Annotated in this window: 13 protein-coding genes; 8 read left to right on the forward strand and 5 right to left on the reverse strand. The window is 71.9% G+C overall.

The window, feature by feature from the left end; genetic code table 11:
• Nucleotides 1–195 precede the first annotated feature (195 nt).
• Nucleotides 196–987, reverse strand: a complete 792-nt coding sequence (locus ACGF3I_RS30830) for a hypothetical protein (RefSeq protein ID WP_393137787.1) — start codon at nucleotides 985–987, stop codon at nucleotides 196–198.
• Between the two features lie 88 nt (nucleotides 988–1075).
• On the opposite strand from ACGF3I_RS30830, the gene ACGF3I_RS30835 reads away from it, so the two are divergent.
• Together ACGF3I_RS30835 and ACGF3I_RS30840 are read left to right on the forward strand one after the other, a co-directional pair.
• A complete protein-coding gene (locus ACGF3I_RS30835; protein ID WP_393137790.1) occupies nucleotides 1076–1231 on the forward strand; it encodes a hypothetical protein in 156 nt (51 codons plus the stop codon).
• A 66-nt stretch (nucleotides 1232–1297) separates the two neighbouring features.
• Nucleotides 1298–2863 (forward strand): FAD-binding oxidoreductase, encoded by a 1566-nt coding sequence (locus ACGF3I_RS30840; RefSeq protein WP_393137792.1) that lies wholly within the window; start codon nucleotides 1298–1300, stop codon nucleotides 2861–2863.
• 31 nt (nucleotides 2864–2894) lie between these two features.
• Here the strand turns inward: ACGF3I_RS30840 and ACGF3I_RS30845 are convergent, their stop codons facing one another.
• From ACGF3I_RS30845 to ACGF3I_RS30855, 3 genes are all read right to left on the reverse strand, one after another.
• Nucleotides 2895–3596: a phosphatase PAP2 family protein gene (locus ACGF3I_RS30845; protein WP_393137795.1), complete on the reverse strand. Its 702-nt coding sequence runs from the start codon at nucleotides 3594–3596 to the stop codon at nucleotides 2895–2897.
• A 201-nt stretch (nucleotides 3597–3797) separates the two neighbouring features.
• A complete protein-coding gene (locus ACGF3I_RS30850) occupies nucleotides 3798–4805 on the reverse strand; it encodes an NlpC/P60 family protein (protein WP_393137797.1) in 1008 nt (335 codons plus the stop codon).
• Nucleotides 4806–4899: 94 nt separating this feature from the next.
• Nucleotides 4900–5841, reverse strand: coding sequence for a trypsin-like serine peptidase (locus ACGF3I_RS30855; RefSeq protein ID WP_393137799.1), 942 nt, complete (start codon nucleotides 5839–5841; stop codon nucleotides 4900–4902).
• Nucleotides 5842–6245: 404 nt separating this feature from the next.
• On the opposite strand from ACGF3I_RS30855, the gene ACGF3I_RS30860 reads away from it, so the two are divergent.
• From ACGF3I_RS30860 to ACGF3I_RS30885, 6 genes are all read left to right on the forward strand, one after another.
• A complete protein-coding gene (locus tag ACGF3I_RS30860) occupies nucleotides 6246–6554 on the forward strand; it encodes a hypothetical protein (protein WP_053729027.1) in 309 nt (102 codons plus the stop codon).
• A 174-nt stretch (nucleotides 6555–6728) separates the two neighbouring features.
• Nucleotides 6729–7595, forward strand: a complete 867-nt coding sequence (locus ACGF3I_RS30865; RefSeq protein WP_393137801.1) for a hypothetical protein — start codon at nucleotides 6729–6731, stop codon at nucleotides 7593–7595.
• Complete coding sequence (locus ACGF3I_RS30870; protein ID WP_393137803.1) at nucleotides 7585–8961, forward strand: hypothetical protein; 1377 nt, start codon at nucleotides 7585–7587, stop codon at nucleotides 8959–8961. The genes ACGF3I_RS30865 and ACGF3I_RS30870 overlap by 11 nt, the downstream gene beginning before the upstream one ends.
• Nucleotides 8958–10505 (forward strand): SCO6880 family protein, encoded by a 1548-nt coding sequence (locus ACGF3I_RS30875; RefSeq protein ID WP_393137804.1) that lies wholly within the window; start codon nucleotides 8958–8960, stop codon nucleotides 10503–10505. The genes ACGF3I_RS30870 and ACGF3I_RS30875 overlap by 4 nt, the downstream gene beginning before the upstream one ends.
• 19 nt (nucleotides 10506–10524) lie before the next feature.
• Nucleotides 10525–11952: an ATP-binding protein gene (locus ACGF3I_RS30880; RefSeq protein ID WP_393137806.1), complete on the forward strand. Its 1428-nt coding sequence runs from the start codon at nucleotides 10525–10527 to the stop codon at nucleotides 11950–11952.
• Between the two features lies 1 nt (nucleotide 11953).
• The gene (locus tag ACGF3I_RS30885) at nucleotides 11954–13708 is read left to right on the forward strand and encodes a type VI secretion protein (protein ID WP_393137808.1); all 1755 of its coding nucleotides are present in this window, start codon (nucleotides 11954–11956) and stop codon (nucleotides 13706–13708) included.
• A gap of 22 nt (nucleotides 13709–13730) precedes the next feature.
• Here the strand turns inward: ACGF3I_RS30885 and ACGF3I_RS30890 are convergent, their stop codons facing one another.
• Nucleotides 13731–14279, reverse strand: a complete 549-nt coding sequence (locus ACGF3I_RS30890) for a GNAT family N-acetyltransferase (RefSeq protein WP_393137809.1) — start codon at nucleotides 14277–14279, stop codon at nucleotides 13731–13733.
• Nucleotides 14280–14448 lie beyond the last annotated feature (169 nt).

Consider the following 14448-nt stretch of genomic DNA (forward strand, 5'->3'; position numbering starts at 1 on the left):
CAGTCGGTCGGTCGGTTCCGCCAGTTGGCCCGGGCGGCCCGGGCGAACGGTTCGCGCGGGCGGTCAGTCCGCGCGGTACGCCCGTCCGACCTCACGTCGACTTCCTAGCGTAGGGAGCGGGACACGCACCGCGCATGGCACGGACGGACCATTTCCGCCACCGCCGCCCCACCTGAGGGAACCATTTCTGGCTGATTACGGCTGGATCTTCCCGTCGAAGATGTCCCGCGCCTGAGGCAGCCGTACGGTCACGGCGGCCCCGAATCCGGACAGCAGCGTCGTCGAGGCGACCGCGACCGGGCGGCCCTGGTTGACGTAACTGAACTGCTCGCGCACCTTGCACAGCCGCCCCGCCTCGTCGACGTACGCGTCGAACGGCACCGTCGCCCTGGAGAACCCTTTCGCCACCTTCGCGGGCAGCGGCGCACTCCCCCGGTAGTGCCGCACCCGCACGCCCGCGAGGCTCTCCTCGCCGACGTACGTCACGCCCTGCGCACCCCGCAGCAGCTCGGCGGCGGCGTACGGATCCGTGGCGCCGCCCGTGACCAGGTTGCCGTCGGCCAGCGTGGCGGTGTCGACCCGTACCCATTTGTCGGCGGGCACGCCCGCGCCGCGGTTCTTCATGTAGAGCGCGCCCGGCGCGAAGAGTTCGGTGATCGGGAGCCGGCCGGGCGTCCCCTTGGCGTCCTGCGGCAGGATCACCGTCAACTCGCCCGTCCTGCGCCGGAAGTCGTACGTTCCCCGGCCGCGAATCGTGACCCGGGTGCCGCCGGTGGCCATCTCCATGGACGTGGTCGCCTGTGAACTGCCCGCCGCGACCAGCCGGTCGGCCACCGTGCGCACCACTGCGGCCGGGTCGGGCGCCGGCCCGCTCGTGATCTCCGCGCCGGCCCCGCCGCACCCGGCGGCGGCCGCGATCACCCCGCCCACCACCGCGGCGGTCACCATCGCACCCGCTCGCCCGGCTCCGTGCCGTTGCACCACCATCGCCGTCGAACCCCCAACGCCCTTGGACTGGCCCGTTCTCCTAACGACCGCGGTACGGCCCCCGTCACGCCCGCAGTACGGTGGTGAGGTGCCCCACCAGACCACCCTCACGGAACGCGGCAGCTTCGCGGTGGCCCGTTGCTCCTGCGGCTGGACGGGCCCCGCCCGCCGGAGCCGCGACCGGGCCCGCACCGACGCCGCCGACCACCAGAGACCCGCCCCCGAGCCCTCCGCCGCCGGCTGAACCCGGTTCGGCGCGGGGCGCGCGGGGAAGGAGCCAGCGCAGCGCCGCCCACCCCCGGGAGCCCCCATGCGCCGCCGCACCCTCCTGACCGCAGCCACCGGCGTGACCGCCACCGCCCTCACCGCGGCCGGCTGCGGCAGCGCCGCCGGGCCCGGGCCCGCGCCCTCGACGAGCGGCCGTACGGGCCCGAGCCCCTCCCCCAGCACCTCCGCCCCGGCGGCCGACTGGAACGCCCTGGCCCACTCCCTGGAAGGCAAGCTCGTACGGCCCGGGGACGCCGACTACGCCGCCGCCCGCCAGCTCTACAACACCCGCTACGACGACCAGCGGCCCGACGCCGTCGCGTACGTGGCCCACGCGGCCGACGTCCAGGAGTGCCTCGCCTACGCCCGCGCCCACCGCGCCCCGATCTCCGTCCGCAGCGGCGGCCACGACTACGCGGGCTGGTCCTCGGGGACCGGGCGGCTCGTGATCGACGTCTCACGGCTAGGCGCGGTGTCCCCGGACGGCACCGTGGGCGCCGGCGCCCGGCTCCTCGACGTCTACGGCGGCCTCGCCGCGAGCGGCCGTACGATCCCCGGCGGCTCCTGCCCCACCGTCGCCGTCTCGGGCCTGACCCTGGGCGGCGGGCACGGCGTCACGTCCCGTGCGTACGGACTGGCCTGCGACAGTCTGACCTCCGTCGACCTCGTCCTGGCCGACGGCCGGAAGGTGACGGCGAGCGAGAAGCAGGAGCCGGACCTGTTCTGGGCGCTGCGCGGCGCCGGCAACGGCAACTTCGGCGTGGTCACCGGCCTCACCTTCCGTACCCACGAGGCCCCGCGGGGCGTGACCGCGTATCTGACCTGGCCGTGGCGCCAGGCCCGCGCGGTGATCGGCGCCTGGCAGGAGTGGGGGCCGGACCAGGACGACGAGATCTGGTCCGCCGCGCACCTGGCGGCCGGGCCGGGCGGCGCCGAACCCACCGTCACCGTCTCCGCGTTCTCCCTCGGCTCGTACGGCGACCTGCAGAACGCCCTCGACCGGCTCGCCGACCGGGCGGGCGCCCCCGCGGCCACCGTCGCCCTGCACCGCACCGGCTTCCAGGACGCGATGCTCCTGTACGCGGGGTGCTCCACGTTCAGCCGGGCCCAGTGCCACCTGCCCGGCACCACTCCGGGCCGCACCCCGCAGGGGGTGCTCCAGCGCGAGACGTACGCGGCGACGTCCGACTTCTACACCACGGCGCTGCCCGACCCCGGCCTGCGTCAACTCCTGGGCAGCGCCGAGCAGTTCACCCGCCTCAAGGCATCGGAAGGAGGCGCCGGCACGGTCGTGCTCACCGCGCTCGGCGGCGCGGTCAACCGGGTGTCGCCCGACGCGACCGCCTTCGTGCACCGCACCTCGCGCGTGCTCGCCCAGTACGTCGCCGCTTGGCGGCCCGGCACCTCCGGCGCGGCCCAGCAGGACTGGCTGACCCGCACGCACGACGCGATGCGCCCCTACGCCTCGGGCGCGGCCTACCAGAACTATCCGGACCCCCGGCTCACGGACTGGCGCACCGCCTACTACGGCTCGGCCGCCCCGCGCCTGGCCCGGCTGAAGAAGCAGTACGACCCGGGGCGGCTCTTCGACTTTCCGCAGGCCCTCTGAAGGCCCGCCCCATACGGACCTTGACGGAGTCTCAGGCTGCCAGGTCCCGCTCTGCGGTGCCGGAGTGCTCGACCGGGCCGGGTGCCGAGGGCACCACGGTCAGCACCCGGCGCGAGTGCACCAGGCGGCCGAGCCGCGGCGAGCGGGCGACGGCCGCGACGACCGGGGTGAGCAGCAGCTGGGCGAGCGGCGCGAGCAGCAGCGCGACGGCGGTGCCGAGCGCGAAGCCGCCCACCACGTCGGTCGGGTAGTGCACGCCCATGTAGACCCGGCAGAAGCCTTCGAGCAGGGCGAGACCCAGCGCCATCAGGCCGAACTTCCGGTTGGCTACGAAGAGTCCGGCGCCGATGGCCATGGCGAGCGTGGCGTGGTCACTGACGAAGGAGAAGTCGCTCTTGCCGCCGACCAGGACGTCGAGTCCCTTGTGGTCGAGGAAGGGGCGGGGGCGCTCCACGAAATCACGGATGGGGATGTTGACCAGGACGGCGATGCCCGCGGCCAGCGGCGCCCACACGATCCCGGCGACCGAGGCGACCGCCGACTGCCGGTCCTCCGCGCGCCTGACGCTCCACCAGCACCACAGCACGACGAGGACGAGGCCGAGCAGGATCCCGTACTCGCCGACGAAGGCCAGGGCCGCGTCAAGCCACGAAGGGGCGTCCTTGGCGAGCCCGTTGATGTCGTAGAGCAGGCTGACATCGGGATTCGCTCCGTCGAATGCGAGTCCAGCCATGCTGAGGCCCCTTGCCTTGTTGCGTCCTGCTACCAACCCCCGTGGTCAGTACCTGCATCAGTCACTGTCCAGGAAACGCCCTCGGCTGCCGCCGCGTTCCGCTCTCCACCGAATGATCACGACGACGTTATCGAAGAGTGACTCGTTGTCGCAGCTCAGGGCCTTGGCTTCACGGAGAGTTCAAGCCATCGAGGGTCGGGTTCAGGCCCCCGGCTTGAACGTCGGCAGGGCCGCCGCGCCGTCCTTGGTGACCCGCGTCGCCCCGAAGTAGTCGGGTGCGTCGATCTTGTCGAAGCGGATCACGGCGCCGGTGTACGGAGCGTTGATCATGTACCCGCCCCCGACGTAGAGACCCACGTGGTGGATGGCTCGCGAGTTGCCGAGGTCGGTCGAGAAGAACACCAGGTCGCCGGGGAGCAGCTCGTTGCGGGCGGGGTGGGGGCCCGCGTTGTACTGGTCGTTGGCGACGCGGGGCAGCGTGATCCCGACGCTCTGGTACGCGGCCTGGGTGAGCCCCGAGCAGTCGAAACGCCCGCCCTGCTCGGGCGTGCCCTCACCGCCCCACAGATAGGGCGTGCCGAGCTTCTGCTGCGCGTAGTAGATGGCTCCGGCCGCCTGCTGCGAGGGCTGCACCCGGCCGACCGGGGCGGCGAAACTCTTCTCCAGGGAGCGGATGGTCTTCACATAGCCCTGCGTCTCCGCGTACGGCGGAACGCCCTTGTAGCGGATGACGGCGTACGCCCCCGCGTTGTACGCGGCCAGCATGTTGGAGCTCGCGTCGCCGGGCACGTCCTTGACGTATTTGGCCAATTCACAGTCGTAGGAGGCCGCCGACGGAATCGCGTCGGCGGGGTCCCAGATGTCGCGTTTGCCGTCCCCGTTGCCGTCGATGCCGTGGGTCGCCCAGGTGGCGGGCATGAACTGGGCGATGCCCTGCGCGTTGACCGGGCTGACCGCGGTCGTCTTCCAGCCGCTCTCCGAGTAGAGCTGCGCGGCGAGCATCGCCGGGTTGAGCGCGGGACAGAGCGCGCCCCACTTCTGCACGAGCGGCTGGTAGAGCGCGGGCACCGCGCCCTTGGCGAGCCCGACCGAGCCGGTCGCCGCGGAGGCGAGGCCGGCGGCGGCCGAATACGTACCGACGACGAGCAGCGCGACGAAGCTCAGGCACACCCCGAACCCGACCGCTCCGACCACCCAGACTCTGCGCACCCCTCAACCCTCCCCCATGGAGGCGCGGTTCACCGCCACTTCGTCCGCACTCGTGTCGGACCCTCGCTCATTCAGCCATGAAATCCGCCACGCGTCAGCGGGTCAGGCAGGCACACACCATCGGCCGGTCCGACCGGGTCGCCCGGCCGGCGTCGCCGTCCTGAGCGCCCGCCCCGGACTGACCGCTCGTCAGCGACGGCCCCCCGGCCGTCGGTTCGGGTGCGGCGGCGGCCTTGGCCGCCCCGGCCGCCGGCGCGGGAGTGCCCGCCGCCTCCGCGCGCTGGAACAGCGCCTTGGTGCGCGGCCCGAAGACGATGCTGTACGAGACGTCCGGGTCGTCACCGCCGTACTGGTAGCCGCCGATCACCCCCGCCACCGCCCCGCCCTCGACCACCCACGGGCTGCCGCTGGTGCCGCTGGGGAAGGCGGGGCAGTCGATGCGCTGCTGGGCGTCCCCGTACGCGACCGAGGTGTTCGTGCAGACCTGCGGGACCTCGGTGTCGGAGGGGTAGCCGGTGACGGTCACCGCCTCCCCGGTCACGCGGCCCGCGAACAGCGGGGCGGCGCCCACCACGTCCTGGACCGGCCGGCCGCCCTCGGAACCGGCCCCGAGCACCGCGAACGCCACGTCGCTGTCCTGGTCGCCGTCCTCGGTCCAGCTGTCGTCCTCGTACACCGACTCCACCGGCCACGTCCCGTACGGCGCCGAGCCGTCCCGGTAGCCCGGCGCGAACACGGCCCTGCCGCCCTCCGACTCGTCCACGGGCAGGCAGTGCGCGGCGGTGACGATGATGTCGTGGCCGGCGCTGCGCACCACGGACGCGGTGCAGTTGTGCCCGCTGTCGAGCCCCCCGCTGAACAGCGCGCCCACCCGGGCGTTGGCCGCGGTGGCCGGCGCCGCCTCGGTCCGGCCCTTCGCCTCGGCGTCGTGGGCCCCGTACGCCGGTATGACGAGGAGGACGGCGGCGGCCGACAGCGCGCCGAACCGCTGGCGTCTGGTCGCGAACTTCGTCCCGAAGAGGCCAGTGCGCTTCATACGGTGCGTCTCCTGGTGGTCGGCGGGCGGGCTGCGGACTCGAACACTGTGACTTTCGATGCCCCGCCTGAGAGCGACCATGAACCTTTTCTGAGAAGTTTCTATGAACCGGCGGGCCGCCCCCCGACCTGCGCCGTCGCCCCCGACACGGCAAGCGGCCCAAGAGTGCAACAACGACAGTCATTGCCCGGAGTCACTGTGCGTGATACACAGAGTGACCATACGCGTTTTCGCATTCAACCGGTCCACCGCAGGTCAGGGCGGTGAGACCGGCACATGTGTGCGAGGGCGGGTAAAGAGAGTCGACAAGGCGTCTTACTCCGCCGGTTTCATCAGCGAAGATAGAACCTGACCCATGCCATGGGGCAGGGGCATCGAACTACCCGACAGGGGCGGTGAGTTACATGTACCTGGCAGCCGGAAAAGGCGACATCACCACCATCATCGGCGGAATCGCCCCCAACTGGGGGCCGTTCGGGACGCTCGGCAACGAGGCCCGCATCATGGTGGAGGTGGTGATGGCGGTCGCCATCCTCCTCTGCCTCGGCATCGCGGTATGGGGTGCGGCCAAACAACGGATCGGAGCGACGGCGCTGCGCGACACCTTCAGCGCCGAACAGGGCAAGGGCCTGATCGTGGCCGGCCTGACCGGAGTCTTCATCATCGGCTCCCTCGGCACGCTCTTCACCATCGTGTACGGGATGGCCGTCTGACCCTGCGTCAGCCGACCGCCGACCCCTCCCGTACCCCTCACACCATCCGTCCGTCGCGCCCACCGGCAGAGGTTGCGTCTCCCTGATGTCGAGTCACCACACCGCGCCCGCGCGCGAACCAGCACGGCTACCGTCGTACTACGCGGATCCGCACACGGTCGAGGGGGCGCAGGCATGAGTTTCGACGACGAGCCGGGCCACGGCGGGAGCGATGCCGGCCACGCCGACGACCGCTACAGCACGCTCGGCGGCACCCGCCAGACCCGCACCCGCATGCCCGAAACCCCCGGCGACCCCTACGGCTCCACCCGCCGCCAACCGCGCAACACCCGTTCCCTGGTGATGGTGGTCGGCGTCGTGGTCCTGCTGGTGGCGGCCATCGCCTTCGCGAACCGGGGCGGCGACGACACCCCCTCCACCACCGACCCCGCCTCCGGCCCCGGCCCCGCCGCCCGGGCCACGGGGGCGACGGGGACGAAGCCGGTGGCGGGGAAGCAGGGGGGGATCGCTTCGGGCTTCGCCCATGATGAGCAGGGGGCGCAGTCGGCGGCGGCGAATTATGCGGTGGCGCTGGGGTCGGACGGGATGTTCAAGTCCAGTACCCGAGGCGACATCGTGCGGGCCACCCACGACCCGGCGGTGGTGGACGGGCTGCTCGGCAAGCTCGACCAGGCGTACACCTCGGCCTTCTTCAAGAACGTCGGCCTGAACGACGACGGCTCCACCCCTGCCGGGCTCACCTTCGTCTCACGGACCGTCCCGGTCGGCACCAAAGTGATCCAGCAGGACGGCGCCTCAGCGACCGTGGAGGCCTGGTGCACCGGCCTCGTGGGTCTGGCCGGTACGGGATCCACCAAGCCCGTGACCCAGACCTGGTTCACCATCACCGAGAAGCTCAAGTGGACCGAAGGGGACTGGAAGATCGAGTCCTCGTCGCAGACGGAGGGCCCCACCCCCGTCAGCGGTGACAACCGCGCCTCGACCGCCGACGAGATCGCCAAGGCTGTTCAGGGATACGGAGGCTTCACCTATGCCCGGTAGCCGGCGCGCGCTGATGTACTCCCTCCTCGCGACCCTGCCACCCTCGGTGGTGCTGCTCGCCTCCGGCGCATGGGCGGCTCCTAGCCCCTCTCCGACCCCGAGCGGGGGTCCGAGCCCCAGCCCGAGCAGCAGCAACAACCCCTGCGATCTCATCGTCGGCCTCGCCAAGGACTACTGCGAGAACGGCAGCGCCAAGAGCGGGTCCAAGCCCACCACCCCGGACACGGCCGGCGCAGCCGACCCCCTGACCTCCCTGGCCAAAGGCTGCGCAGACGCCGCCGCCTGGATCGTCGGCAAGCTCTCCGACGCCGTGAAGAACACCGCCACCGTGGACTTCACCAACGACAGCTTCCGCACCCAGTACGCCGTCGTCTTCGCCGCCGCCACCTTCCTCACCCTCGTCCTGTGGCTCCTGGCCGTCGCCAAGCGCGCCATCCGCGGCGTCCCGCTGTCCACAGCGATCTCGGAGGCCGTCGGGTTCCTCTGGCTCACCGTGCTCGCCTCCGCCTTCACCCCGCTGATCCTCTACACCGTCGTCTCCGCGACGGACGCCGTCACGGAAGCCATCGCCAACGCCACCGGCAACCAGTCGGACGTCTTCTTCGGCTCGTTCTCGGCCGCCCTCAAGAAGGGCACCGACATCGGCGGCGGCCCGATCATGCTGATCGTCGTCGCGCTCGTATCGATCCTCGCCGCCGGCGTCCTCTTCCTCGAACTGGTCGTCCGCGCCGCCCTGTTGTACGTCGGCGCCCTCCTCGGCACCGTCGTCTACGCCGGGCTCGTCGACAAGAACATGTGGGGCCACGTCCGCCGCTGGGCCGGCATCATGATCGCCGTGGTCATGGTGAAACCCGTCATCGTGATCGTGCTCGGCCTCGCCGGAGCGCTCTCCTCCGGCAAGGGCCCCGACTCCTTCTCCGCGGTCGTCTCCGGCCTCGCCATCATCCTGCTCGCCATCTTCGCCTCGGCGATGATCTACCGCTTCGTGCCCGGCTTCGGCGACGAGATCGCCTCCGCCCGCACCAACCGCAAGCAAGCCACCGACGGCTCCCAGGCCGCGGCCCTCATCTCCTCGCCCGCGGCCCTCGTCTCGCAGGGCATCAAGACCCACAGCGGCCGCGGCAACCAGGGAGGCGGCGGTGCCACCCAGGCCCGCCCCGCCAACCCGCTGTCCGGCGGCGTGGCCGCCCACAGCGCCCGGGGCTCCGCGAGCGGGGCCGGCGGCGGGGTCGGCGGCGGAACTGTCCCCTCCGCCGCACCCCCGCCCCGCAGCGGCTCAGGACCCACGTCCGGCACGCCGCACACCCACCGCCGCAACTCCGGCGGAACCGCAGGTAACAAGAACACTGGAGGTGGAGGGCGTTGACGACCCAGTCCCAACCGGTCGCGCCCCGCCGCACGTATCTGATCGGCCGCGCCCGGCCATCGGCCGTCGTCGGCAAGAACCGCGAGACCGGCGAGATCGTCCTGATCATCGGCGGCGCGTTCCTCGGCATGATGTGCGGACTCCTCGTCCCCGTCCTGTCCCTGCGGATCGTGCTCCTGATGGGCTTCCCGTTCCTGGCGCTCGCCGCGGTCTACCTGCCGTACAAGCACCGCACGTTCTACAAGTGGTTCGAGATCAACCGCAGCTACAAGCGCTCGCTGCGCCGCGGCACCGCCTACCGCTCCGGCGCGGCCGAGGCCGGCGTGGGGCTCGACGGGCGCGAAATCGAGGTCGGCCCGCCGCCCGGGATCGGCCACGTCAACTGGCTGGCCGCCCCCTTCGGGCCCGACGAGATCGCGGTGCTCCTGCACGCCGACCGGCGCACGGTGACCGCCGCCATCGAGATCGAGGGCCCCGGCGTCGGCCTGCGCGACAGCGAGGACCAGGAGGCCCTCGTCGACCGGTTCGGCACCCTCCTGAAGCACGTCGCCAACGGCGACGGCTTCGTGACGCGCCTCCAGATGCTCGCCCGCACCCTGCCCGCCGACCCCGACGCCCACGCCAAGGACGTCGCCCAGCGCGGCGACACCAAGGCCCCCGGCTGGCTCCAGGAGTCCTACGAGCAGCTCCAGTCGATGGTCTCCACCTCCAGCGAGCAGCACCGCGCCTACCTCGTCGCGTGCATGCAGTACAGCCGCGAACTCGCCGCCGAGGCCCACGCGATGGCCCGCGCCGCCAACCCGCACGGCCGCAAGCTCGACCGCGACGCCGGTCTCGCCGTCGTCATGGCCCGCGAACTCACCGATATCTGCGCCCGGCTGGCCGAGGCCGACATCCGCGTACGCCAGCCGCTCGGCCAGAGCCGCCTCGCCTCCCTCGTGCACTCCATGTACGACCCGGACCACCCCATCGACCACATCCAGGCGATGACCAAGCGCAACGCCTGGCCGGCCGAGCTCGACGCCGTGGAGCCCACCTATCTCCAGGCCAAGACCCGCGAGTCCTCGACCCGGGCCCCCTGGTGCCACGCCACGGCCTGGGTCAAGGAGTGGCCGATGACCCCGGTCGGCGTCAACTTCCTCGCCCCGCTGCTCGTCCACACCCCGGACGTGATCCGCACGGTCGCCGTCTGCATGGACCTGGAGCCGACCGAGGTCGCCATCGAGCGGATGCTCACGGAGAAGACCAACGACGAGGCCGAGGCCTCCCGCGCGGCCAAGATGAACCGCACCGTCGACCCGCGCGACATCGCCGCCCACGGCCGGCTCGACCAGCGCGGCGAAGACCTCGCGAGCGGCGCGGCCGGCGTCAACCTGGTCGGCTACATCACGGTCTCCTCCCGCTCGCCGGAGGCCCTGGCCCGCGACAAGCGGACCATCAGAGCCTCCGCAGGCAAGTCGTACCTGAAGCTCGAATGGTGCGACCGCGAGCACCACCGCGCCTTCGTCAACACCTTGCCGTTCGCGACCGGAATCCGCCGCTAGCCGAGAGGCAGTACCCGCCATGCGAGATCCGCTGTCTCTGGTCACCGACGCCTTCACCGCCCTGCTCTTCGGCAAGGTGGAGACCACCCGCCTGCCCGTCCGCACCTCCACGGGCCAGGCCCAGGCCGTCTACTTGCCGACCGCCGCCCCCGGCCTCGGCGACTCCGGCGTGATCATCGGGCGCGAGGTCTACAGCGGCAAGGGCTACATCTACGACCCCTTCCAGCTGTACGGTCAGCAGCTCCCGGCCCCGCACTGGCTGGTGCTGGGCGAGTCCGGCAACGGCAAGTCGGCCCTGGAGAAGACCTACGTACTGCGGCAGTTGAGGTTCCGCGACCGGCAGGTCGTGGTCCTCGACGCCCAGGGCGAGGACGGCGTCGGCGAGTGGAACCTCATCGCCCGCGAGCTGGGAATAACTCCCATCCGGCTCGACCCGATGACGGCCATGGACGGCGGCATCCGGCTCAACCCCCTGGACCCGGCGATCACGACCACGGGCCAGCTCGCCCTGCTGCGCACGATCATCGAAGTGGCGATGGGGCACGGCCTGGACGAACGATCGGGTTTCGCGCTCAAGGTGGCGCACGCCTACGTCAACGCCACCATCACCGACCGCCAGCCGGTCCTCACCGACATCGTGGAGCAACTGCGCCACCCCGAGGCCGAATCGGCCGAGGCCATGAACGTCGACATAGACGACGTACGGGCCTGGGGCCTGGACGTCGCCCTGGTGCTCGACCGCCTGGTCGACGGCGACCTGCGCGGCATGTTCGACGGCCCGACGACGGTCGGCATCGACCTGGACGCGCCCCTGATCGTCTTCGACCTCTCGCACATCGACCGCAACTCGATCGCGATGCCGATCCTGATGGCGATCGTGGGCGTGTGGCTGGAGCACACCTGGATCCGCCCCGACCGCAAGAAGCGCATCTTCCTCGTCGAGGAGGCCTGGCACATCATCAACAGCCCCTTCGTGGCGCAGCTGTTCCAGCGCCTCCTGAAGTTCGGCCGCCGGCTCGGCCTGTCCTTCGTGGCCGTCGTCCACCACCTCTCCGACGTCGTGGACGGAGCGGCGGCACGGGAGGCCGCCGCCATCCTCAAGATGGCCTCGACCAGGACGATCTACGCCCAGAAGGCGGACGAGGCGAGGGCCACGGGACGCGTCCTCGGCCTGCCGCGCTGGGCCGTGGAGATCATCCCGACCCTGACCCCCGGCATCGCGGTGTGGGACGTGAACGGCAACGTCCAAGTGGTCAAGCACCTGATCACCGAACGCGAACGCCCCCTGGTCTTCACCGACCGCGCCATGACGGAGTCCGCGGCGACGGACGACATCCTGGCCTCGGAGCTGGACTCCCAACTCGAATCCGAGACGGAACGCCGGGCGGCGATGATCGAACGCCAACTGTCCGCCGCACCCGACTCCTCCGAGTCCACGGTGGCGTGACGTGAGCACGACCGGCACCCCGAGAGGCGACCAGCGCGGCATCCCCGACTCCCTGCTGGTCGGCCTCCTGGCCTTCCTCCTCGGCCTCACGGTCCTGGTGTGGACGGCCACCGGCCTCGGCGGCCTCTTCACGCACGGCGCCTGGCCGCCCGGCGTATCGTTCACCCACAGCCCGACGGCCCTGCGCGCCCTGGTCGTGGCCCCGCACGACCTCGCCGCCGCCTGGCCCGACACCCCGCCGGACGCCCTCTCCGGCTACGGCCTCTTCTGGGGCCTCCTGGTCGGCGAACTCCTGATCCTGATCGTCCTGACGATCTTCGCCCTGGGCACGTTCACACGCTGGCGAGCGGTACGAGCGAGAGCCAAGACCCGGTCCGGGCTCGCTCCCGCCATGGACCGGTCCGGGCTCGCTCCCGCCATGGAGTCGAGCCCGACCCCCGTCGTGGAGTCGGGCCCGGCCCCTGCCATGGAGTCGGGCCCGGCCTCCGTCGTGGAGTCGGCTCCCGCCGCCGCCCTGGAATCCGGTCTCGCCCGTACCGCGGGCAACGTCCCGGCTCCCGCCACGGGCGTGCCCGCCGGGGGCGTCGGCGCCCCCGCCCGGCCCGAGTCCCCCCTGGGCGAGCGAGGCCCGGCCCCCGAGGAAGCGCGGACCCGGCACAGCCCGGCCCCCGGAGCCCCGGTCGCCATCCCCGGCGCCGCCGAGCATCCGGCCCCCGGCCCCGAGCAACCCCTCGACCCGCCCGTGCCGGCGGTGCCGATCGGGCCGGCCACGGTGCCCGGGCCGGCTTTCACTGGAAGGGGGGTGCCGACCCCCCGGACCGAACAGCCCACCCCCCGGCTCCACTTCGGGCCCCCGGCCTCCCGCAGGCCCGCCGCCCTCCAGGCCATCCAGGACGCCGAGGGCGCCGCCCTGATCGTCACCTCGGACCCCACCCTGTGGGCCGAGACGAAGGACGCCCGCGCGAAGCTCGGCCCCGTACACGTCTACGACCCCACCCACCGCTGCGACACCCCCGCCCGCCTCCACTGGTCGCCCACCACAGGCTGCACCGACCCGGACACCGCCGCGGCGCGAGCCACCGCGCTGCTCGCCCCCGTCCGCCCCCAGGCCCGCATGGACGCCGCCATGGCGGACACCGCGGAGACGCTCCTGCGCTGCTGGCTGCACGCCGCCGCCCTGGAGAACCGCGACGGCAGGGCGACCAAGCAGCTGCACCGCTGGGCCCAGGGCACGGCCGCCCACGAGGCCGTACGCATCCTGCGCACCCACCCCAAGGCCCAGAGCGGCAGCGCGGGCCTCCTGGAATCGGCCCTGACGGCCTACCCCGAACGCCGGGAAGTCGCCCAGGAGTTGACCGCCCGCGCCCTGAGCTGCCTCTCCTCGATCCACATCCGCGAGGCCTGCACACCGAACCGGCCCGATTCGCTCGCGCTGGAATCATTCGTCGACGAGGGGGGCACCCTTTATGTGGTGGGGGAAGCGATCGAGGATCCCCGCTCCCACCCCGGCGCGATGCCGCTCCTGACGGCACTCGCCTCAGACGTGGTCGAGCGCGGCCGCCGCATGGCCGAACGGTCATCTGACGGTCGCCTCGACCCACCAATGACGCTGGTCCTGGACGACGTCGCGGCCGTGGCCCCGCTCCCCGGCCTGCCGGAACTCCTATCGAGGGGCCAGGACCGCGGCCTGGCACCCCTGGTGCTGCTCCGCTCCCCGGAACAGGCCCGAGCCCGCTGGACGGAAGCCCTGACCTGACACCGCCCGCTCCCCCCGCACATCAGGGCCGCTCCAGCACCATCTCCAGATCGCGGCAGCCGTCGTCCCCGAGCAGAGCGGTGACGCCGGTGGGTACGAACCCGGCCTTGCGGTAGAAGCCCTGGGCGCGCGGATTGTTCTCGTGCACGAAGAGCCGGGCCCGCTCCAGGCGCGGCTCCTCCAGTTCCCAGGCCCAGGCCAGGGCCGCCGCGAACAGCCGCTCGGTCAGCCCGCACCCACGGTGCTCCGGCCGCACGAACACCCCCACGAGGTGCGCCTGCGCGACCCCGATCCGGTCTCCGAACAGGGCCTCGCCGTCGGCGGACTCGACCAGTACGGTCACACTGCCGGCCCAGGATCCGTCGGGGCCCTCGGCCACGAACTGCCGCACGGAGTTCCCGTGCGCGGCCCCTTCGGCACGGTCCTGCCAGAACGCGTCGGGCTGGGCGGAGGCCTTCTCGTACGTGTCGAGGAAAGCGACCGGAGCCGCAGGATCGGCCAGCGAGGCCAGCCGCAGCTCCTTGACCTTCGGCCATTCCTCGGCGCGCACAGGGCGTATGACGTGTTCCATGCAGGGATACTGCCACCCGCACGGGCCGGCCCACAACGCGAAAAAGCCCCGCACCGTGACCGTAATCCCTTACAGTCTGGTGCGGGGCTTTCCCCACAATTTGTTCGGCGGCGTCCTACTCTCCCACAGGGTCCCCCCTGCAGTACCATCGGCGCTGAAAGGCTTAGCT

Source organism: Streptomyces sp. NPDC048111 (assembly GCF_043202815.1).
GTDB lineage: Bacteria > Actinomycetota > Actinomycetes > Streptomycetales > Streptomycetaceae > Streptomyces.